Raw genomic sequence first — 20,068 nt, 5'->3', positions numbered from 1 at the left:
ATCCTCTTCAGACCCCATCAGGTGGCGGCCTTGCGCCGACCCCGTACAGAAGCAAGACCCCGGCGAACGGTACCACGCAAAAAGGGATTGACCTTTGAAAGCCCGTTACAGAAGGGTGGGTTAGCCCCGCGACTGCGCGAAGCGCAGTTCGCGCGGCGTAAGCACCGGTGCCGTAGGGTGGGTTAGCCGTAGGCGTAACCCACCACTGTCCATCAACGCGGAGACAGAAAAGGTGGGTTACGCCTTCCGACTGCGCTTCGCGCAGCCGCAAGGCTAACCCACCCTACAGCTCCGTTTTCCTGGAGAGAGCGAGCGCCCCTACGGCTCCACCAAAAACTCCACCCGTTCCGCCGCAAAGCGCGAATGCTTCGTCACCAGCGGCTTGCCCTCGAGATCGAGGTCCGTCGCGTCGACCACCAGGATCGGCCGTCCCAGCGGCAGATCGAGCCGCGCGGCATCGGTCGCGTCGACGATGCCGGCGGTGATCCTGGTGGCGCCGCGGCGGTAGTCGCGGATCCCGTAATGCTCGAGCATCTTCGTCATCGAGCGCGTGGCTGAGAACACCGCGCCGGCGCCCGGAAATCGCTCGGCCGACAACCAGGTGGTGGAAACGCAGATCGGCGTGCGGTCGGCGAGGCGGATCGCCTCGATCCGCACCAGCGGCGCGCCTGATTTCACGCCCAGTTCCCGTGCAAGCTCGCGCGTTGCGGCATCCTCTGACGCCTCGATCAGCCGGCCATGCGGCTCGCGGCCTTCGGCGCCGACGATCTCCGAGAAGCGCGTGCGCGAGCGCAAGGGATAAGCGAGCCTCTGCGCCTCGACATAGGTTCCGCTGCCACGCTCGGCGCGCACGATGCCGCGTTCGGCAAGGGCTGCGAGCGCGCGCCGCACGGTGTGGCGGTTGACGCGATAGGTTTCGGCGATCTCCATCTCGCCCGGCAATTTGTCGCCGGCGGCAAAACGGCCATCGGCGATGCCGCGCTCGATGCCGTCGGCAACGAGGCGCCACAGCGCGACGCCTGAGGAAGCGGTGTCCTGCATGCTCATGTCGGCGATCAGCCTAGCCCTAAAATCACGCGCTTGTCACGAAACAGTCATGGCGTTTCCGTATGAAGTTGTCTACTATCATAGACAACTTCAATTCGGCAAGTTTTTGTGGAAGGCCGGTGGATTCGGTGACCCAGCACAATACCCAGCAAGCCCAGCGCAAGGCCGCCATGGCCGTGCTGGCGCACGCGGAGGCGGGCGAGATCGCCGCTCGCCTCTGCACGATTGCTTTGCCCGGCCACCAGGATCTGCGCGAACCGGAGAACGGTCTGGTGATGCTGCGCGGCCGGGTCGGCGGCGATGGCGCGCCGTTCAATCTCGGTGAGGCGACCGTGTCCCGCGCTGCGGTGCGGCTTGCCAGCGGGGAGGTCGGCTTCGGCTACACGCTCGGGCGCGACGGCGAAAAGGCACGGTTGATCGCGCTGTGCGACGCGCTGGTGCAGTCGCGCGATTTCGGCGCTGCCGTCGAGCGCGACGTAATCGCGCCGTTGCGTGAGCAGCTTATGGTCAGACGCAAGCAGCAGGCCGAAGAGACGGCTGCGACCAAGGTTGATTTCTACACCATGGTGCGCGGTGAAGGGTGAGGCCATGACAACGATTGCGGAACTGCCGCAGGGATTCGCCGACAAGGTGTTGTCGGCGCAATCGACCTTTCGCTCGGTCATGGACGCGATGGCACGGCCCGGCACGGTCCAGCGCATCGTGCCGATGGCGGGAACGCCTGATACGATGGTGCGCGGCACCGCCGCGATCGCGCTGACGCTGTTCGATCACGACACGCCGCTCTGGCTCGATGCGCGGATGGCCGAGAGCACCGAGGTCCTGAAGTGGCTCAAGTTTCACACTGGTGCGCCGGTGGTGCAGGACTCTTCCATCGCGGCCTTCGCGCTGATCAGCGACGGGGTGTTGCTGCCTGCTCTGCAGCGCTTCGCGCTCGGCACCAACGAATACCCTGACCGTTCGACAACGGTCATCATTCAGGTCGGGAGCCTGGACTCTGGCCCGAGTTTCGAGCTCCGCGGGCCCGGGATCGACGGCGTGGCGACGCTTGAGGCGTCGTTCAAGCCCTTCGACCTGTTCGAGCAGCTGCGCTTCAACGAAACGCTGTTTCCGCGCGGCATCGACGTGGTGCTGGTCGCCGATGATGCCGTGGTCGCGATCCCGCGCACCACGCGCCTCGTGAGCAAGGGAGGCTAGAGGCATGTATGTCGCAGTCAAAGGCGGCGAACGCGCCATCGAGAACGCCCATCGTCTGCTCGCCAATGCCAGGCGCGGCGACCAAAGCGTTGCCGAAATCTCGCTCGACCAGATCTCCGAGCAGCTAGGACTCGCCGTCGATCGCGTCATGAGCGAGGGCTCGCTCTATGACCGCGAGCTCGCGGCTCTCGCCATCAAGCAGGCGCGCGGCGATCTGATCGAGGCGATCTTCCTGGTTCGTGCCTTCCGCGCCACCCTGCCGCGCTTCGGCGCCAGCGAGCCGGTCGACACCGGCGCGATGCGGGTGCAGCGGCGGGTGTCGTCGACGTTCAAGGACATTCCGGGCGGCCAGATCCTCGGGCCGACCTTCGACTACACGCATCGCCTGCTCGATCCCTCGCTCGCCCAGGGTTTTGTGCCGGAAGCGCCGGCCGTGGCCGAAGCCTCAACGGCGCCGACGCCGCGCGTGACCGACATCCTCGGCCGCGACGGGCTGATCGAATCCTCCCCACAGGCTGAAGACGGCGCCGGCGTCGGCGATCTCACGCGGGAGCCGCTGAACTTTCCGGCTGACCGCGATTTGCGCCTGCAAAATCTCGCGCGCGGCGACGAAGGCTTCTTGCTGGCGATGGGCTACTCCACCCAACGCGGTTACGGCCGCAACCATCCCTTTGCCGGCGAGATCCGCTTCGGCGAGGTAGAGGTCGAATTCACAGCCGAAGATGTCGGCTTCGCCGTGCCGCTTGGTTCGATCGAGCTGACCGAGTGCCAGATGGTCAACCAGTTCAAGGGCTCGGCAACGGAAGCGCCGTGCTTCACCCGCGGCTATGGCCTCGCCTTCGGCCAGAGCGAGCGCAAGACGATGTCGATGGCGCTGGTCGATCGGGCGCTGCGTGCCCGCGAGCTCGGAGAAGAGGCCCTCGCCCCGGCGCAAGATGAAGAATTCGTGTTGTCGCATTCGGACAACGTCCAGGCGACCGGATTCGTCGAGCATCTGAAGCTGCCGCATTACGTCGACTTCCAGTCCGAGCTTGGCCTGTTGCGCAAGCTGCGCAAGGAATTTGCCGAAGCTTCCGCCGAAGCCAATACGCCCGATGCCATGAAGGAGGCCGCGGAATGAACGCGCCCGCCTACAACTTCGCCTATCTGGACGAGCAGACCAAGCGGATGATCCGCCGCGCCATCCTGAAGGCGATCGCGATCCCGGGTTATCAGGTGCCGTTCGCCAGCCGCGAGATGCCGATGCCCTATGGCTGGGGCACCGGCGGCGTGCAGGTGACCGCAGCGATCCTGGGACCTAGGGACGTGCTGAAGGTGATCGACCAGGGCTCGGACGACACCACCAACGCGATCTCGATCCGCAAATTCTTCGCCAAGACCGCGGGCGTCGCCACCACGACGTCGACCGACGAGGCGACCGTGATCCAGACCCGTCACCGCATCCCGGAGACCGCGCTGCACGAAAAGCAGGTGCTGGTCTATCAGGTGCCGATCCCGGAGCCGCTACGCTTCCTGGAGCCGCGCGAGACCGAGACGCGGCGCATGCATGCGCTCGCCGAATATGGCCTGATGCATGTGAAGCTTTATGAGGACATCGCCCGCTTCGGCCACATCGCGACTGCCTACGCCTATCCGGTCAAGGTCAATGCGCGCTACGTGATGGACCCGTCGCCGACACCGAAATTCGACAATCCCAAGATGGACAATTGCCCGGCCTTGCAATTGTTCGGCGCCGGCCGTGAGAAGCGCATCTACGCGATCCCGCCTTACACGCAGGTGGTGTCGCTCGATTTCGAGGATCACCCGTTCGAGCCGTATCGTTTCAACGCGCCCTGCGCGCTGTGCGGCGCCGAAGACTCTTATCTCGACGAGATTGTCACTGACGACAAGGGCAGCCGCATGTTCGTCTGCTCCGACACGGACTATTGCGAGGGCCGTCAGGCCGCCGGCCATCACGGTGCCCTGAGGGCTGCGCCCTACAAGGACAAGACGCCGGAGGCATCCAATGGCTGATCAGGATGTTCAGGAAACCGATCAGCCATTGCTGATCGCAAACTCCCTCAGCAAGTCCTACGGCCGCATCGCCGCCTGCCGGGACGTGTCATTCGCGCTCTATCCGGGCGAGGTGCTGGCGATCGTCGGCGAATCCGGCTCCGGCAAATCGACATTGCTGCAAATGCTGTCGGGCCAGCTCGCCGCGAGCGACGGGCAGGTATTCTATCGGATGCGCGACGGCGTCACCCGCGATCTCGCCTCGCTCGGCGAGGCCGAGCGTCGGCTCTTGTTCCGCACCGATTGGGGCTTTGTGCATCAGGACCCCGCGCAGGGGCTGCGCATGGCGGTCTCGGCCGGCGCCAATGTCGGCGAGCGATTGATGGCCGTGGGCTGGAATCACTACGGCCGCATTCGCGAGTCGGCCTCCGACTGGCTCGCCCGTGTCGAGATCGACGTCGCGCGTATCGACGATGCGCCGCGCACCTATTCCGGCGGTATGCGGCAACGCCTCCAGATCGCGCGCAACCTCGTCACCGGGCCGCGGCTGGTGTTCATGGACGAGCCGACCGGCGGTCTCGATGTTTCGGTGCAGGCCCGCCTGCTTGATCTGCTGCGCAATCTCGTCGCCGAGCTGCATCTCGCCGTCGTCATCGTCACCCATGATCTCGCGGTGGCGCGTCTCCTCTCGCATCGCGTGATGGTGATGAAGGGCGGCCGCGTCATCGAGACAGGTCTCACCGACCAGGTGCTCGACGATCCGCGTGAGCCCTATACCCAGCTCCTCGTCTCCTCGATTCTGCCGCCATGAGCTCTGCAATGACCGCCATGATCGACATCGCCGACGCCGGCAAGACCTTTACCATGCACCTGCAAGGCGGCATCGAGCTGCCTGTCGTGCGCGGCGTGACCTTTCAGGTCCAGCCGGGCGAGTGTGTCGTGCTGTCCGGGCCGTCAGGCGCCGGCAAATCCTCGATCCTGAAGATGATCTTCGGCAATTACCGCTGCGATTCCGGTCGCATCGGCATCCGCCATCGCGGCGAGGTGATTGATCTCGCCACCGCCGAGCCACGGCAAGTGCTCAACGTCCGTCGCGCCACCATCGGCTATGTCAGCCAATTCCTGCGGGCGGTGCCACGGGTTGCGACCATCGACGTCGTCGCCGAGCCGCTGATCGCCGGTGGGATGAGCCGAACCGATGCGCAAGCGCGCGCCGGCGCGCTGCTGCATCGCCTCAACATTCCTGAAAGGCTCTGGCGGCTGCCGCCCGCGACCTTCTCCGGCGGCGAGCAGCAGCGCGTCAACATCGCGCGCGGCTTCATCTCCGACCTGCCGATCCTGCTGCTGGACGAGCCGACCGCTTCGCTCGACGCTGCCAACCGCACCGTGGTGGTCGCGCTGGTGGCCGAGAAGAAGCGCCAGGGCGTTGCCATGGTCGCCATTGTCCATGACGACGAAATCCGGCATTTGATTGCCGACCGCATCGTCGACGTCACCAGCTTTGCCGCCGCGGCCTGAAGGACATGGAAATGAAGCCGAAGGACACAGTGATTGCCAACGCCAGGCTCGTGCTGGCGGACCGGGTGATCGAACGGGGCTGGCTTGCTCTTGCTGACGGGCGCATCGCCGAGATCGGCGATGGCAGGGCGCCCGCGGGTGCGGAGGATGCCGGCGGCGATCTGATCATGCCCGGCCTGATCGAGCTGCACACCGACCATCTCGAAGCGCATTACGTGCCGCGCCCAAAGGTATTCTGGAATCCGGTCGCGGCCGTGATCTCCTATGACGGCCAGCTTGCGACCTCAGGCATCACCACCGTGTTCGACTCGCTCCGGGTCTGGCGCGAGGACGGCGCCGAGGAGGTCGATGGCCGCGCCGGCGTGCTCGCTGCGGCCATTACGACCGCGCGCGACTCGAACCTGCTGCGCGCCGACCACTTCCTGCATCTGCGCTGCGAGATTCCGATGCCAAGCGTCGTCGAGGAAGCCAAGGAGCTGATCGATCGACCGGACGTCAAGCTGATGTCGCTGATGGACCATACTCCCGGCCAGCGCCAGTTCCGCGACGAGGTCAAGCTGCGCGACTATTATCGCGGCAAGGGCGGCGGCATGACCGACGCCGAGCTTGATCAGCTGTTCGCAAGGCGCTTCGACTATCAGAAGAAATACGCCCTTGCCAATATGCGCGAGATCGTGGCGCTGGCGCATCAGTACAAAATTCCATTGGCGAGCCATGACGACACCACCGAGGAGAATGTCGCGGATGCCGTGCGCGACGGTGTCGCGGTGGCGGAATTCCCGACCACGCTCGAGGCCGCGCGCGGCCTGCACCAGGCCGGCATCGACATCCTGATGGGCGCGCCCAACGTGGTGCGCGGCGGCTCGCATTCCGGCAACATCGCCGCGGTCGATCTTGCCCGCGAAGGCCTGCTCGATATCCTGTCGTCCGACTACATCCCGTCGAGCCTCCTGATGGGCGCGCTGCAATTGCCCGAGCATGCGCCGTCGATCAGCCTGCCGGCGGCGGTGCGCACCGTGACCAAGGCGCCGGCCGATGCGGTCGGCCTCACCGACCGCGGCGAGATCGCAATCGGCAAGCGCGCCGATCTGATCCGCGTCCACGTCGCCGGCAGCGTTCCCGTGGTGCGCAGCGTCTGGCGCGAAGGGGGCCGCGTCGCATGAGCGAGACCACGGCCATGGCGCAGGGCAAGGCGGGGGCGATCGGCCCCGGCCGCCTCGTGCTCGTGGTCGGGCCGAGCGGCGCCGGCAAGGATACGCTGTTGCGTCTGGCGCAGGCGGCCTGCGCCGACGATCACGATATCGTCTTCCCGCGGCGTGTCGTGACGCGTGCCGCCTCGGCCGACGAGGACAATATCGCAATGAGCCCGGACCAATTCGGCCGCGCGCGCGAGCACGGCGATTTCGCCGTGCATTGGGACGCGCACGGGCATTCCTATGCGCTGCCGCTGGAGATCAACGACGACATCCGCGCCGGGCGCGCTGTCGTCGTCAATGTCTCGCGCACCGTGATATCAGCCTTGCGCCAGGCCTATGCCAATGTCACCGTGGTCGCGATCACGGCGCCGCCGGACCTGCTGGCGCGGCGGCTCGCCGCGCGGGCGCGAAACAGCGACGGCAACATCGCCGGCCGGCTCGCGCGCAACGTCGATGACACGGCGGCGCAGGCCGATGTTACCATCGTCAACGCCGGCAATGCCGATGATCACAGCCGCCAGCTCGTGCGCGTGATCAGGAATGAAGGCTGGCGCGAATAGCGGGCAGGACGGGAGAAAGTGGGATGACGGTGATCAAGACGATCGAGCAGTTAGAGGCCGTCTACGGCGCCACCAACGATGCCTCGACCGTGAAAGTCGCCGATCATGTCACCCCGCTCTACCGCATCTTTATCGAGCAGGCGCCGTTCGCGGCGCTCGCCACCATCGGCCCCGAAGGCATCGACTGCTCGCCGCGCGGCGATCTTCCCGGCTTCGTCCGCATCCATGATCCCAAGACGCTGATGCTGCCGGATCGCCGCGGCAACAATCGTATCGATTCCTTGCGCAACATCGTGCGCGACCCCCGCGTGTCGCTGATGTTCCTGATCCCCGGCTCCGGCAACGCGGTCCGTGCCAACGGCCGCGCGCATCTCTCCGTTGATCCGGAGCTGCTGGCGTCCTTCAAGGTCGAAGGCAAGGCGCCGCGCAGCGTCATGGTGATGCATGTGGACGAGATCTATTTCCAATGCGCCCGCGCTATCGTCCGCGCCGACCTCTGGAATCCCGACAAGCGCGTCGATCCCAAGACTTTGCCGACGCCCGGCCAAATTCTGGCCGAGATGAGCCAGAACAAGGTCGGCGGCGCGGAGTACGACCGCCTCTGGCCGGAGCGCGCCGCCGCGACGATGTGGTGAGCTCTTTCCACGAATTCTGCGAGACTTCGGCGGCGACCACGATGGCGGGCAACGGTACCACGCTATGGCCCCCCGTGCGTGTGGACATCATCGCGAGATGATTTCGGCTGCGGCGGCTTGCGCGCAGAGAAGCGCGCGCACGCGACCGCGGCAAATATGGATAGCCATTTCATTGACCGATCGGGTCAATCCCTCGATATTCGAAACATCGAAACTGCATTGTCGAGCCGAAGGCTGCCGGATGACATCGAATGACCAGCGAGTGAGAGGCGACATGCGCAAGCGCATGATGCGTCGCTGCGTCTCGGCCGCGACCGGCGCCTGTTGTTGCTGCTGATCGCCGCGCCAAAATCCCGATCGCAATCTCTTGACAGGAACGCCGACCCGTTCGGCGAACGAGCAGCCATGCCCAAAGCCTATATCATCGAAGTTCACGACCGCACCGCCGGCATCATTGCCAGCGACGAGCGCGGCTTCCGCTTCTTCTCCTCAGAACGCCTGTTCGACAGCCTCGAGGGCCGCCAGTTCCGGTCGGCCCGGGATGCCGAACGCGCCGCGCGCGCCGTGTTCGCGGAGCGCCGTCATCTTGTCTCAATCTGAACACCAGCAGACCGAAAGGACTTTGCAAATGATCACGCGACGACACATCATCGCCGGCGCTCTGTTGCTGGCAAGTGCGGCGGGTTCGCCCGTGCGTGCCGAGGACAAGCCGGCGGAAATCCGCATCGGCACGCAGAAGGGCGGTTTCTTCCCCGCCGTGCGCCAGCGCCAGACGCTGGAGAACGCCTTCAAGCCGCTCGGCATCGAGATCAAGTGGATCGACTTCCAGTTCGGTCCACCCCTGCTGGAAGCCATCAATGTCGGCAGCGTCGATTTCGGTTATGTCGGCGATGCCCCGCCGATCTTCGCGCAGGCCGGCGGTGCCAGGATCCGCTACGTCGCTGCGGTGAAATCCGAAGGCAACACCCAGGCGATCATCGTGCCGAAAGACTCGGCCATCAAGACGCTGGCCGATCTCAAGGGCAAGCGCGTCGCCTTCGGCAAGGGATCGAGCGCGCATAATCTGCTGGTCGCCGCGCTCGAGAAAGCCGGCCTGTCCTGGTCCGACATCACGCCGGCACCGCTCGCGCCGGCCGATGCGACCGCCGCCTTCGTCAAAGGCTCGGTCGATGCCTGGTCGATCTGGGATCCCTATTTCGCGCTCGCCGAGCTGAAAGAGAATGCGCGCGTTCTCGTCCTCGACAAGGACGTGCACAAGCCGAACGCGTTCTACATCGCGAACTCGGATTTCGCCCAAAAATACCCATCGCTGGTCGCGAAGCTCAACACGACCTTCGCTTCCGAAGGCGTTTGGGCCAACGAGCACCACGAGGAGGTCGCCAAGGCACAGGCGGAGGCAACCGGTGTCGATATCGAGGCCGTCAGGCGTTTCGTGGATCGCTCCAACTTCAGGGTCGTGCCGCTTGATGCCGAGGTGATCGCAACCCAGCAGGCCGTGGCCGACCGCTTTGCCAAGCTCGGCTTGATTCCGAAGCCGGTCACCGTCTCCGACATCGTCTGGAAGTGGACGCCGGGCTCCTGATGCGGATCAACTCCGGCGGCGCGCCCTGGTGCGCGCCGCTTTCTTTGCGGCCGCGGAGCGGACCCTGGCACCCTTGGTTTGGCTCGCTTTGCGCGCAGCCGCCGAGCGGGACGCAGCGGACCGCCGCTTTGCGGCGCTCTTGCCCTGCTTCGACAGCGCGCTCCGCGATGCGATCGAGCGTGGCTCCTTCTTCAGGACCCTCTCGACGGCGCGCGACACTTTCGGCCGGCGCTTTGGCGTGCGCTTGCCCTGACCGACCTCGTAGGCATATTTTGCGCTTCTGCGCGTCGACTTCTTTGCGCCTTTGCGCGGCGGCGGCAGATCGACCCCGGCGCGGCGCGCCTCGGACAGGCCGATGGCAATGGCCTGTTTGGTCGAGCGTGCGCCGTGCTTGCCTTTCCTGATCTTGTCGATCTCGTCCTTGACGAATTCGCCGGCCTGCGTGCTGGCCGATTTGCCGGCGCGCTTGTCCTGCTTGGCTTTGCGAATGATTTCCTGTCTTGGCATGCGTCGAGTTCCCTTTTGGAATCGCAGGGATGTTCGACGGCAACGCGCCGACGCGACAATTGATCCGATCAGCCTTTCAATGCCGCGAGCAGCTCATCCGGACGCTCCGCCATGATCATATGGCCCGCGCCCGGCACGACGACGGTCTTCGCATGCGGGATCGCCGCCGCAAGCGCCTTGCCTGCCTTCGCGGGGGTCATCATGTCCCGCTCGCCGAGGATCAGCGTGGTCGGAACCTTGACGGTCGCGGCCGCGGCAGGCGCGTTCGCATAGGCATTGCAGGCCGACAAATCCCTGAACAGCACGCCCGGCTCGCAAGCTTGCAGCACAGCCTGCGCGCCGCCATGCATCCACAGGCCCGGCGCGAGGCTGCCGCCGAGCTCGGCCTTGAAGCCAAGACCCCAGATCGAGACCATGTCGTTGGCATCCTGCGAATTGGCCTCGGCGGCCTTGAGCAGGTCCGGGCCAACCGTCATGGTCGCCGCCGTGCCGATCAGGCTCAGCGCCGAGACCTTGTCAGGATGACGCGCGGCCGTCTCCAGCGAGATCAGCGATCCCATGGAGTGGCCGATCAGATGCGCTTTCGCAGCTCCCGCTGCATCGAGCAGCGCCGCTGTCCAGTCGGCCATGTCAGCGATGCTTCCGAGCGAGGGTCCCGCCGAGCGGCCGTGGCCGGGCAGGTCGGGCGCGATCACGCCAAAACCGTGATGGGCGAACCAGCGGGTATGCAGCGCCCAGCTCGAATGGTCGAAGCCGGCGCCATGCAGGAAGACCACCGTCGGCAGGGATTTGTCGAATTCGCGGCCGCCGGTTGCGGCAAATATTTCGGCGCCGTTGACGGAAAGCTGCATGGTGTCAAACCTTCTGCGAGATGCGCAGCGCCTGCGCGAGATCGTCGACGATGTCGCTGGCACTCTCGATGCCGACCGACAGCCGCACCAGCTCCTCGCCGATGCCGGCGGCCTTGAGCTGCTCGGCATCCATCTGCTGATGCGTCGTCGAGGCCGGGTGGATCACCAGCGTCTTGGCGTCGCCGACATTGGCGAGATGGCTGATCATGCGCAAGCTTTCGATGAATTTCCGGCCGGCGGCCCGGCCGCCCTTGATGCCGAAGGAGATGATCGAGCCCGCGCCGCGCGGCAGCAGCGTCTTGGCAAGCTGATAGTCGGGGTGATTCTCCAGCGAGGGATGCAGCACCCAGTCGACCGCCTTGTTGGACTTCAGCGCTTCCAGGACCAAATGCGTATTCTGCATGTGCCGGTCCATGCGCACGCCCAGCGTCTCGACGCCCTGCAATAGCTGGAACGCGTTGGTCGGCGATAGACACGCGCCGAAATCGCGCAATCCTTCCGTGCGCGCGCGCATGATGAAGGCCGCGGTGCCGAACTGCTCGTCGAAGACGATGCCGTGATAGCCGCCATAGGGCTCGGTCAGCACGCCGAATTTTCCGGAGTCGCGCCAGTCGAAGCGGCCGCCGTCGACGATGGCGCCGCCGATCGCAATGCCATGGCCGCCGATCCATTTGGTGGCCGAATGCATGACGATGTCGGCCCCCAGCTCGATCGGGCGGCTGAGATAGGGCGTGGCAAAGGTGTTGTCGATCAGCAGCGGGATTTTGGCCTCATGCGCGATTGCCGCGACCTTGGGAATGTCCAGAACTTCGAGGCCGGGATTGCCGATGGTCTCGCCGATCACCAGCCTGGTGTTCGGTTTGATCGCGGCGCGGAACGCGTCGAGATCGCGCGGCTTCACGAAGGTCGTGGTGATGCCGAAGCGCGGCAGCGTATGCGCCAAAAGGTTGATGGTGCCGCCATAGAGCGAGCTCGATGCCACGATATGGTCGCCGGCATTGAGCAGCGTCGCGATGGCGAGATGCATCGCCGCCATGCCGCTCGCGGTGCAGATCGCGCCGACGCCGCCTTCCAGCGCCGCAAGCCGCTCCTCAAGCACGCCGGTGGTCGGGTTGGAGATGCGCGTATAGATGTGGCCGGCGCGCTCCAGGTTGAACAGCGCCGCCGCGTGGTCGGAATCCTGGAACACGTAGGACGTGGTCTGGTAGATCGGCACCGCGCGGGCGCCGGTCGCGGGATCCGGATGCTGGCCCGCATGCAGGCTCAGGGTCTCGAAGGCGGGCGGTTTTGGCGCGGGCATGGGTGGCCTCAAAGGTCGGTCGGCGATGGCGGCCGTTGTGCCACAAAATGACGTCGCGCGTCAGCCCATTGCTGGATTGAAGTGAGCTCCAGCTACGCAGGCAGCGCGCTCCCTCTCCCCGCGAGCGGGGAGGCGAAGTGCCCCTCACACTGCCGGCTGCTTCGCAATCCGGTCCCGCACTTCGGCCGCGATCTCGAACGAGCGCAGCCGTGCGGCGTGATCGTAGATCTGCCCGGTGGTGATCAACTCGTCCGCCGCGGTGTCGGCGATCAGCGCCTTCAGCTTCTCCTCGACCACCGCGGGTGAGCCGACGGCGGAAATCGCCAGCGCCTGCGCGACGCCGGCCTTCTCGGCCGGCGACCACAGCGCATCCATGTCGTCCACCGGCGGGGGCAAAGGTCCGGGCGTGCCGCGGCGCAAATTGATGAACTGCTGCTGCAGCGAGGTGAACAGGCGCTGCGCCTCGGCATCGCTGTCGGCGGCGAACACGTTGACGGCGACCATGGCATAGGGCTTATCGAGCTGCGCCGACGGCTCGAACCGCGCGCGATATTCGCGCAGCGCCGGCATCAGCATCTGCGGCGCGAAATGCGAGGCGAACGCAAACGGCAGCCCGAGCATCGCCGCGAGCTGCGCGCCGAACATGCTGGAGCCGAGGATCCACAGCGGCACCTTCGTGCCCATGCCAGGCACCGCCCGGATCGCCTGGTTCGGCTTGACGTCGCCAAGCAGCGCCTGCAATTCCAGCACGTCATGCGGAAAGTTTTCGGCCGCCGTCGCAAGGTCGCGCCGCATCGCCCGCGCGGTGAGCTGGTCGGTGCCCGGCGCACGGCCAAGGCCGAGATCGATCCGGCCGGGATAAAGCGATTCCAGCGTGCCGAACTGCTCGGCGATGACCAGCGGCGAATGGTTCGGCAGCATCACCCCGCCGGAGCCGACGCGGATCGTTTTCGTGCCGCCCGCGACATGGGCGATCACCACAGAGGTCGCCGCGCTCGCAATCCCCGTCATGTTGTGATGCTCGGCGAGCCAGAACCGCTTGAAGCCCCATTGTTCGGCGTGCTGCGCCAGATCGAGCGAATTGCGAAACGCCTGCGCGGCGTCGGAACCCTGTTTGATGGGCGCGAGGTCGAGCACGGAGAAGGGGATCATGGGGGGACTACCGAAGTGTGGGAACCGCGCGTCTGAGAGAGCGTCATGTAGTGTCGCGGCGCGGGATGGGTAGAGCCTCCTTCACAACCCTGTTATGGCGCCCCATGACGCCCGTCGTCTCAGCTGGGCGTTTCTCGCCTGTTGTTGTACTCTTGAGCGCAGCGCTCCCGTTACCAGGAGGACAGACATGGCCCCTGTCGTACTCAATCGCCGCAACCTGCTCATCGCCGGCGGCTCCGTCCTGGCGTCAGGCGTTCTGGCCACCGGCGCTTCAGAGTTCCTGCTGCCTGCCCGCGCGGAAGGCCTCGCGCCGACGGAGTCCATGACCGGCGGCGCCAACAACTACCGCAAGGGAGCGCCGATCGTGGAGCGCATCGGCAAGGGTGGCTTCTGGATGAGCGGCACCGTGCGCCGCGCCGGCGATGGAGCACCGCTCGCCGGGCAGCGCATCCAGATCTGGGCGCACACGGTCGAAGGACAGGAGCACGAGCCGCAGAGCCACGGCGCGACGCTCACCGACAAGGACGGCGCCTTCCGGCTCGAGATGCCGCAGATCATTCCGATCTTCGGCCAGCCGCATGGTCACCTCGCCTATGACAGCGGTGAGTTCAAGACCGTCTTCCTGCGGCCGATCATGCGCAGCGCAAAGGACACCAGCCTCGAGGCGCATTTCGTGCTTCAGCCGGCCTGACCGGGTTGCAGGTGAAGGGCGGAAGATTTCTGATCTGGGCCGCCCTCGCTGTGGCCATCGGCGCGCCGATCGCACTCGCCGCGACAAGCGAGCAGCTCGCTTGGCGCGGCCCGGTCTACATCCTCGCCGGTTTCGCTGGCATCATCGCCCTCGCTTTGGTGCTGGTTCAGCCGCTGTTGATCGGGGGAGTTCTGCCGGGACTATCGGCCTATCGTAACCGGCGCGCCCATCATTGGATCGGCGGCGCGCTGGCCCTGGCGGTGGTGATCCATGTCGCCGGCCTCTGGTTCACCAGCCCGCCCGACATGATCGACGCGCTGACCTTCTCGTCGCCGACGCCGTTCTCTCCCTTTGGCGTGATCGCCATGTGGGCGATTTTCGCCGTTGCGCTGCTGGCGGGCTTGCGCCGCCAATTGGGCCTGCGCCTGCGCACCTGGCGCTTCATCCATGTCCCGCTCGCGCTTCTCATCGTCGCGTGCGGCGTGGTCCATTGCCTGCTGATCGAGGGGACGATGGAGACCATCTCGAAGGCGGCGCTGTGTGCGGCTGTGCTCGCGGCAACCGGCAAGGTCATGATCGACCTGTGGCGGAAGCGGGCGCTACGCGGCGGTGAATTGAGTTCGTAGCCGCTGCCATCTTGCCGCATCTGATGAGGAGACTTATCCTCGCGCCATGACGGCCAGCTCCCCCGATCTGAAAGCGTTCCTGCTCGCGACGCCGTTCTTCGGCGGCCTCACCGACGCGAGCCTCGACCTGCTGATCTCGATGCTGGTCGAGTGCCGCTTCGATGCCGGCGCGACCGTGGTGGCGGAGGGGGAGCAGGGCCGCTCGATGTTCATCGTCAAGTCCGGCCGGCTGGCGGTCAGCAAACGGGCGGATTCGGGAAGCGCCATCCCGATCTCCGTCCTGGAGCGTGGTGATTTCTTCGGCGAGATGACGCTGATCGAAATGCAGAACCGTTCCGCCACGGTGGTTGCGGAGAGCGAGACCGTGCTGTACGAGCTTTCAGCGCAAAAGCTCTACGCCTGCTACAAGGCCGACATCCACGCCTATGTCATCGTCCTGCAAAACATCAATCGCGAGCTGTGCCGGCGGCTAAGACGCGCCGACAATCGCTTCACGAGGCGTCAATTAGGCGATGAGGACACCTCCGCGAGATGAATATACGCGTAACTCCCGAGCTCGTTATTTTCGATTCTGATGGCGTTCTGGTCGATAGCGAGATCATCGCGCTCACGGTCTTCGCCCGCGTCGCAGCCGAGGAGGGCGTGGCGATCAGCGTGGAGGACACCGTCCGGCTATTCCGCGGGGTGAAGATGGCCGATTGCGTGCGCGAGATCGAGCGTCGTCTCGGCCGCGGCGTCCGGGAGACGTTCGTTGCCGACGTTCGACAGGCAACGGCGCTGGCGTTTGATGCCGAACTGAAGCCCGTCGAAGGAATTCATGACGCGCTGGCTGAGATCAAAGTTCCGGTCTGCGTGGCGTCCAACGGGCCGATGTCGAAACTCACGCATGCGCTCGGATTGACGCAGCTTCTTGCGCACTTCCAGGGCCGCATTTTCAGTGCGTACGAGGTCGGCTCGTGGAAGCCGGATCCCGGCCTGTTCCTGCATGCCGCGCAAACGATGGGTGCTCATCCCGCGGCCTGCGTCGTTGTCGAGGATTCGTTGTCAGGCGCCCGCGCGGCAAAGGCCGCAGGAATGAAAGTCCTGGGTTTTGTCGGCGGTCATCCGGACGCCGCGCGGGAGTTGGCCGCGATCTGCGACGACGTCTTTTACCGGATGGGCGATCTGCCGGCGTTGCTGGCACGTCCCGTGGAGAGAGCGTAGTCTGCTATCGTGTATGGGCTTGTTGAGCGAGCTGCGCGAACGCCTCCTCCTTCGAGACGACCGCTTCCAGCGGTCTCCTCAGGATGAGGCTAAACGGCATCGGCGCCCGCCAAAGCTGCTGCCACACACTCCGCCTCATCCTGAGGGCCAGCCAGCGGCGGGCGTCTCGAAGGATGCGCCGCAGGGGTTGCGCCCAAACATGCAACGGTCCTGCACCACGCGGACCCTTACGATCTTCGTGGTCGGCTACAGCAACGCCAATGAGTGCAGCGAATTTCTATGAAGGCCGAAGGCCACCAGGCCGGAGAGAAGCAGTGCAGTCCCAGTCACGATCAGGCAAAACGCAAACACTATCGAAAGCCCCTGGCTCGTCTTGAATGGCCGGGACGATAATAGATAAAATTTTACCGACAATCGAAAGGAAGAATTAACCTTACCTGGGCGGTCGAACACGCGGCGCGTGGGAGGGGGTAGAGCGCAGCGAAGCCCATCGTGCTCGTAGCCCGGATGCAGCGAAGCGCAATCCGGGAGGACCAACCCGTCGGGCAAAACACCCGCCTCCCGCCAACCCCCGTCAATCCCCTTCCGCAAAAATATTCCACTTTACCGAAATTCGGTTTTGCGGCATTCTCCCGCCATCCCGGCCCGATGGAGAGGGGCGATCGTACGTCGTCGCGAACGTGGGTCGGGGAAGCGGTGGACGCGGCAAGCGCCGGCGCGGATGTGAGGGCAGGGCGGGCGGAGGATTGAGCCGAACCCCGTGAGCCCGGCACAAGCCGTGTCGTACGAACGGCGCCTGTATCCGACGACGCTCTCGGGCCAAGCCGGCTTATCCGGCGAAGCCCGCAGGGCGGAGACGGAGCGCTGCGTACGGCAAAACCGTGTGGTCTCGGCCGTCGTCGCTACGGTCAAGCCTTGCGAATGCGGCATTGGCGTCAACCGGCGCGGTGACGGTGAATTTCGTGAGGTGACGGAGGCAAAGGGAATTCGTCTCCGGGGAGAGCACGGCATAAGCCGTCCAACCATCGCGCAGGGAAGGCCGCGTGTTCGGCGTCACCTGTATGCTGCTGTGCGGTCTCCTTGCGCTACATTTTCGCGCAGCGGACCGCGGGTGCCCGTCGGCACCCGGTCTTCCCTGCGCCCTCCTCAAAGAAGGAGGGCAATGGAGACGCGCAAAACTCGGGCGTATCGTGCCGCGAGAATGCCTGCTCACGTTCATTTTCGAAGATGAAAAATGGTGCTGCCAGACAGGATTGAACTGTCGACCTCTCCATTACCAATGGAGTGCTCTACCACTGAGCTACGGCAGCATGTGCTGGGATCAGAATCGGCCGCTACGGGGGGCCTACCAAGCGGGCCGATATCTGCCACAGGCCTCCCCGCTGTGCAAGCTTGCAAGACCCATCCAAACGAGAAAATCGGGGCGATACCGGGGATATTACGGCCGTTTCCGCTTGAAAGGGCCGACTTTCGGCCGATTTCGGTTCCGGTCCCGGCCAACTGGCCAGTTGGCCCGTGGGGTGGATTCGACCCATTTTGGATTTCGCACGATTGGGACCATTAGGGCCTCTTGAGCTGCCGCAATCGCTAGGCATGTTACTGCGGACCCGCTGTATGGACCCGCGATGGCTGACCAGAACGACAAGACGACGAGACAAGACCGCTCATCGCGCGACGATCGCCTGAAATCGGCGCTGCGGGAGAACCTGAAGCGGCGCAAGGCGCAGGCGCGCGAACGCGCCGCAAGCGCCGACCCCTCGCAAGATGGCGATGGGTCCCTAGATGAGGGCACCGCCGGCGAAACCTGAGACTGAAAGCGGGCGACTGAAGATTTTTTGGAGTGCATGCAGTGACCACGGGGCAAGACGAATCACACCGAACCGATCGCGACGCGCAGATGGCGCGTTTCACCCGCCCCGAGCAGACGTTTCCGACGCTGACGCCTGCCGAGATCGAACGCCTCAGGAATTTCGGCGAGCTTCGCACCTACAAAGACGGCGAACTGCTGTTCGAGACCGGCAAGCCTGGACCGGGCATGTTCGTCGTGCTGAAGGGCGATGTCGCCATCAGCCAGCGCGATGGGCTCGGCAACGTGTCCCCGGTGATCGACCAGGGCCCCGGCCAATTTCTGGCCGAGCTCGGCCAGCTCTCCGGCCGCCCGGCGCTGGTCGATGGCCGCGCCGAAGGCGAGGTCGAGACGCTGCTGTTGCCGCCGGAGCGGCTGCGCGCACTATTGGTTGCTGAAGCCGAGCTCGGCGAGCGCATCATGCGCGCGCTGATCCTGCGCCGGGTCAATCTGCTGCAGGCCGGCGTCGGCGGCATCGTGCTGATCGGCCCGTCGCATTCGGCCGGCGTGGTGCGTTTGCAGGGCTTTCTCACCCGCAACGGCCAGCCGCATCACCTCCTCGATCCCGACGGGGATCGCGACGCTGCCGAGGTGATCGCGCGCTATTCGCCCAAGCCGGAGGATTGGCCGCTGGTCGTCACCCCCGACGGCGCGGTGCTGCGCAACCCCGGCGAGACCGAGCTTGCCCGCGCGATCGGCATGATCGGCGGCCCGCGCAATGACCGCATCTACGACGTCGCGATCGTCGGCTGCGGCCCGGCGGGGCTTGCGACCGCCGTGTATGCGGCGTCCGAAGGACTATCGGTCGCGGTGCTCGATATCAGAGCCTTCGGCGGCCAGGCCGGCGCCAGCGCCCGCATCGAAAACTACCTGGGCTTTCCGACCGGCATTTCCGGCCTGGCGCTCACGGCGCGCGCCTTCAACCAGGCGCAAAAATTCGGCGCCGACATCATGATCCCTGTCACCGCGAAGTCGCTCGACTGCACGCGCAAGGACGGCGCGTTTGCCGTGGCGCTCGAGGGCAGCGATCCCCTGCGGTCGCGCTCGATCGTGGTCGCCAGCGGCGCGCGCTATCGCCGGCCTGATATCGCCAATCTCGACAAGTTCGAGGGCCGCGGCGTCTGGTACTGGGCCTCTCCGGTCGAAGCAAAACTGTGCGCCGGCGAGGAGGTGGCGCTGGTCGGCGCCGGCAATTCGGCGGGACAGGCAGCGGTGTTTCTCTCGGGCCACGCCCGGAAGGTCTTGATGATCATCCGCGGCGGCGGCCTTGGCGCCAGCATGTCGCGCTATCTCATCGAGCGCATCGAAGCGACGCCGAATATCGAATTGCTGTTCAACACCGAGATCACGGCGCTCGAAGGCGACGAGGCCTCGCTGCTGCGGCGGATCCGCTGGAAGAGCCGACTGTCCGATGACGAGGATTCCGCCGATATCAAGAATCTGTTTCTGTTCGTCGGCGCCGATCCCGCCACCGGCTGGCTCGATGGCTGCGGCGTCACGCTCGATCGCGGCGGGTTCGTGGTCACGGGCGCGCAGTCCGAGCTGAACCAGGGCAGGCCGGTGGCGCCGCTCGAGACCTCGGTGCCCGGCGTCTACGCCGTCGGCGATGTCCGCTCCGGCTCGGTCAAGCGCGTCGGCGGCGCCATCGGCGAGGGCGCACAGGTGGTGGCCTCGCTGCACGCCTATCTCGGCGACGCCGCAAAACCGGCGCTTTAGTCAAGGACAAGACAAGCAGATGGCAAGACGAATGAGGCTTGCAGTTTTGTCGTCAACTGCAGACTATCTCCTCATCATGAGGAGCTAAAAACAAAACGCCCAACGGGAGGACTCAATGGCCGAACTCGTCGTGCTCTATAAGACGCCCAAAGACGCTGCCGCCTTCGACAAGCATTATGCCGAAACCCACATTCCGCTCGCCAAGAAGCTTCCCGGCCTGAAGAAATACGCCGTCAGCACCGGGCCAGTCGGCTCGCCCGCAGGCCCCTCGGGCATTCACCTCGTTGCCATCCTCACCTTTGACACAGTAGGCGACATCCAGAAAGCGTTCGGCAGCGAACAGGGCAAGGCGGCTGCCAGCGACGTGCCGAAATTCGCCAGCGGCGGCGCCGATTTGCTGATCTTCGACACCAAGGAAGTGTGAGCGCTCCATCCGGGCACCTGACAGC

General features: G+C 65.3%; 23 protein-coding genes and 1 tRNA gene. 18 read left to right on the top strand and 6 right to left on the bottom strand.

What is annotated here, in order from left to right:
• Positions 1-318: 318 nt before the first annotated feature.
• A complete protein-coding gene (gene phnF / locus HYH07_RS25950; protein WP_220005162.1) occupies positions 319-1,047 on the bottom strand; it encodes a phosphonate metabolism transcriptional regulator PhnF in 729 nt (242 codons plus the stop codon).
• 119 nt (positions 1,048-1,166) lie between these two features.
• Here phnF and phnG point away from each other — a divergent pair, with 119 nt between their 5' ends.
• From phnG to HYH07_RS25895, 11 genes are all read left to right on the top strand, one after another.
• Complete coding sequence (gene phnG, locus HYH07_RS25945; protein WP_220005161.1) at positions 1,167-1,631, top strand: phosphonate C-P lyase system protein PhnG; 465 nt, start codon at positions 1,167-1,169, stop codon at positions 1,629-1,631.
• Positions 1,632-1,635: 4 nt separating this feature from the next.
• Positions 1,636-2,244: a phosphonate C-P lyase system protein PhnH gene (phnH, locus tag HYH07_RS25940; RefSeq protein ID WP_220005160.1), complete on the top strand. Its 609-nt coding sequence runs from the start codon at positions 1,636-1,638 to the stop codon at positions 2,242-2,244.
• A 4-nt stretch (positions 2,245-2,248) separates the two neighbouring features.
• Complete coding sequence (locus HYH07_RS25935; RefSeq protein ID WP_220005159.1) at positions 2,249-3,364, top strand: carbon-phosphorus lyase complex subunit PhnI; 1,116 nt, start codon at positions 2,249-2,251, stop codon at positions 3,362-3,364.
• Positions 3,361-4,257: an alpha-D-ribose 1-methylphosphonate 5-phosphate C-P-lyase PhnJ gene (locus HYH07_RS25930; RefSeq protein WP_220005158.1), complete on the top strand. Its 897-nt coding sequence runs from the start codon at positions 3,361-3,363 to the stop codon at positions 4,255-4,257. The genes HYH07_RS25935 and HYH07_RS25930 overlap by 4 nt, the downstream gene beginning before the upstream one ends.
• Positions 4,250-5,047 carry a phosphonate C-P lyase system protein PhnK gene (gene phnK, locus HYH07_RS25925; protein ID WP_220005157.1) on the top strand — a complete coding sequence of 266 codons (798 nt, stop codon included), beginning with the start codon at positions 4,250-4,252 and terminating at the stop codon, positions 5,045-5,047. The genes HYH07_RS25930 and phnK overlap by 8 nt, the downstream gene beginning before the upstream one ends.
• An 8-nt stretch (positions 5,048-5,055) precedes the next feature.
• Positions 5,056-5,754, top strand: a complete 699-nt coding sequence (phnL, locus tag HYH07_RS25920) for a phosphonate C-P lyase system protein PhnL (RefSeq protein ID WP_220005156.1) — start codon at positions 5,056-5,058, stop codon at positions 5,752-5,754.
• Between the two features lie 5 nt (positions 5,755-5,759).
• Positions 5,760-6,917, top strand: coding sequence for an alpha-D-ribose 1-methylphosphonate 5-triphosphate diphosphatase (locus tag HYH07_RS25915; RefSeq protein ID WP_220005155.1), 1,158 nt, complete (start codon positions 5,760-5,762; stop codon positions 6,915-6,917).
• Positions 6,914-7,510: a phosphonate metabolism protein/1,5-bisphosphokinase (PRPP-forming) PhnN gene (phnN, locus tag HYH07_RS25910; protein ID WP_220005154.1), complete on the top strand. Its 597-nt coding sequence runs from the start codon at positions 6,914-6,916 to the stop codon at positions 7,508-7,510. Before HYH07_RS25915 ends, phnN begins: the two co-directional genes overlap by 4 nt.
• Before the next feature lie 23 nt (positions 7,511-7,533).
• Positions 7,534-8,145, top strand: a complete 612-nt coding sequence (locus tag HYH07_RS25905; RefSeq protein ID WP_220005153.1) for a pyridoxamine 5'-phosphate oxidase family protein — start codon at positions 7,534-7,536, stop codon at positions 8,143-8,145.
• A 405-nt stretch (positions 8,146-8,550) separates the two neighbouring features.
• On the top strand, positions 8,551-8,745 hold the full coding sequence (locus tag HYH07_RS25900; RefSeq protein WP_220005167.1) for a hypothetical protein: 195 nt from the start codon (positions 8,551-8,553) through the stop codon (positions 8,743-8,745).
• Between the two features lie 28 nt (positions 8,746-8,773).
• On the top strand, positions 8,774-9,727 hold the full coding sequence (locus HYH07_RS25895; protein ID WP_220005152.1) for an aliphatic sulfonate ABC transporter substrate-binding protein: 954 nt from the start codon (positions 8,774-8,776) through the stop codon (positions 9,725-9,727).
• A gap of 6 nt (positions 9,728-9,733) precedes the next feature.
• On the opposite strand, the gene HYH07_RS25890 is transcribed toward HYH07_RS25895, so the two are convergent.
• From HYH07_RS25890 to HYH07_RS25875, 4 genes are all read right to left on the bottom strand, one after another.
• On the bottom strand, positions 9,734-10,234 hold the full coding sequence (locus HYH07_RS25890) for a DUF6496 domain-containing protein (RefSeq protein ID WP_220005151.1): 501 nt from the start codon (positions 10,232-10,234) through the stop codon (positions 9,734-9,736).
• Positions 10,235-10,302: 68 nt separating this feature from the next.
• Positions 10,303-11,085, bottom strand: a complete 783-nt coding sequence (locus HYH07_RS25885) for an alpha/beta fold hydrolase (RefSeq protein WP_220005150.1) — start codon at positions 11,083-11,085, stop codon at positions 10,303-10,305.
• Between the two features lie 4 nt (positions 11,086-11,089).
• Complete coding sequence (locus HYH07_RS25880; RefSeq protein WP_220005149.1) at positions 11,090-12,385, bottom strand: O-acetylhomoserine aminocarboxypropyltransferase; 1,296 nt, start codon at positions 12,383-12,385, stop codon at positions 11,090-11,092.
• Between the two features lie 144 nt (positions 12,386-12,529).
• Positions 12,530-13,537, bottom strand: coding sequence for an LLM class flavin-dependent oxidoreductase (locus HYH07_RS25875; protein WP_220005148.1), 1,008 nt, complete (start codon positions 13,535-13,537; stop codon positions 12,530-12,532).
• 187 nt (positions 13,538-13,724) lie between these two features.
• Here HYH07_RS25875 and HYH07_RS25870 point away from each other — a divergent pair, with 187 nt between their 5' ends.
• From HYH07_RS25870 to HYH07_RS25855, 4 genes are read left to right on the top strand one after another with little or no spacing between them, the layout of a single operon-like run.
• A complete protein-coding gene (locus tag HYH07_RS25870) occupies positions 13,725-14,228 on the top strand; it encodes a Twin-arginine translocation pathway signal (protein WP_220005147.1) in 504 nt (167 codons plus the stop codon).
• An 11-nt stretch (positions 14,229-14,239) separates the two neighbouring features.
• Entirely contained in the window at positions 14,240-14,854 is a 615-nt protein-coding gene (locus HYH07_RS25865) for a ferric reductase-like transmembrane domain-containing protein (protein WP_220005146.1), read from the top strand.
• 46 nt (positions 14,855-14,900) lie between these two features.
• Positions 14,901-15,389 carry a cyclic nucleotide-binding domain-containing protein gene (locus tag HYH07_RS25860; RefSeq protein WP_220005145.1) on the top strand — a complete coding sequence of 163 codons (489 nt, stop codon included), beginning with the start codon at positions 14,901-14,903 and terminating at the stop codon, positions 15,387-15,389.
• Positions 15,386-16,057: an HAD family hydrolase gene (locus HYH07_RS25855; protein WP_220005144.1), complete on the top strand. Its 672-nt coding sequence runs from the start codon at positions 15,386-15,388 to the stop codon at positions 16,055-16,057. The genes HYH07_RS25860 and HYH07_RS25855 overlap by 4 nt, the downstream gene beginning before the upstream one ends.
• A gap of 1,235 nt (positions 16,058-17,292) precedes the next feature.
• Here the strand turns inward: HYH07_RS25855 and HYH07_RS25850 are convergent.
• Positions 17,293-17,367 (bottom strand) — tRNA-Thr (locus HYH07_RS25850).
• Between the two features lie 315 nt (positions 17,368-17,682).
• Here HYH07_RS25850 and HYH07_RS25845 point away from each other — a divergent pair.
• The 3 genes from HYH07_RS25845 to HYH07_RS25835 all read left to right on the top strand — a co-directional run bounded on the left by HYH07_RS25845 (position 17,683) and on the right by HYH07_RS25835 (position 20,043).
• Positions 17,683-17,865, top strand: coding sequence for a hypothetical protein (locus HYH07_RS25845; protein WP_057759799.1), 183 nt, complete (start codon positions 17,683-17,685; stop codon positions 17,863-17,865).
• An 89-nt stretch (positions 17,866-17,954) separates the two neighbouring features.
• Entirely contained in the window at positions 17,955-19,619 is a 1,665-nt protein-coding gene (locus tag HYH07_RS25840; RefSeq protein ID WP_220005143.1) for an FAD-dependent oxidoreductase, read from the top strand.
• Positions 19,620-19,734: 115 nt separating this feature from the next.
• Positions 19,735-20,043 carry an EthD family reductase gene (locus HYH07_RS25835; protein ID WP_057759793.1) on the top strand — a complete coding sequence of 103 codons (309 nt, stop codon included), beginning with the start codon at positions 19,735-19,737 and terminating at the stop codon, positions 20,041-20,043.
• Positions 20,044-20,068 lie beyond the last annotated feature (25 nt).

Origin of the sequence: Bradyrhizobium sp. BR 10261, from assembly GCF_019455395.1 — a bacterium.
GTDB lineage: Bacteria > Pseudomonadota > Alphaproteobacteria > Rhizobiales > Xanthobacteraceae > Bradyrhizobium > Bradyrhizobium manausense.
The sequence above is the reverse complement of the archived record's forward strand: the minus strand, read 5'-3'. Positions and strand labels throughout refer to the sequence as shown.